1 protein-coding gene is annotated in these 300 nt (G+C 57.3%); it reads left to right on the top strand.

The features are described from left to right. On the top strand, positions 1-300 hold a 300-nt coding region (locus AACY45_RS28945; protein WP_339548901.1), incomplete at both ends, for an immunoglobulin-like domain-containing protein.

Raw genomic sequence — 300 nt, 5'->3', positions numbered from 1 at the left:
ACAAGCTGGAATCCGTCTCAGCTAACAACTTCGAGAAGCTGACCCTGGGCGATACCACGCTGACCACCAGCGTGACTGACGAACCAGGTTCGGGTGATCCGAAAGATCCGGCTAACGAAGGCGACAAGATCACCGTCACCATCGAAAGCAATGGCGACGTACTGGAAAACGCTGCACCGAAGTTCACCGTCAAGGTCGACCAGGTCCTCAAACAAGACCTGACCGTGACTCTGAGCAACGGCGATACCGTCGTCATCAAGGCCGGCACCACCAGCGTTCCGTACGAGCTGGCTGCGCAAG

Origin of the sequence: Pseudomonas sp. RA_35y_Pfl2_P32 (genome assembly GCF_963970735.1) — a bacterium.
Taxonomy (GTDB): Bacteria; Pseudomonadota; Gammaproteobacteria; order Pseudomonadales; family Pseudomonadaceae; genus Aquipseudomonas.
This window is presented reverse-complemented; position numbering and strand designations above follow the sequence as displayed.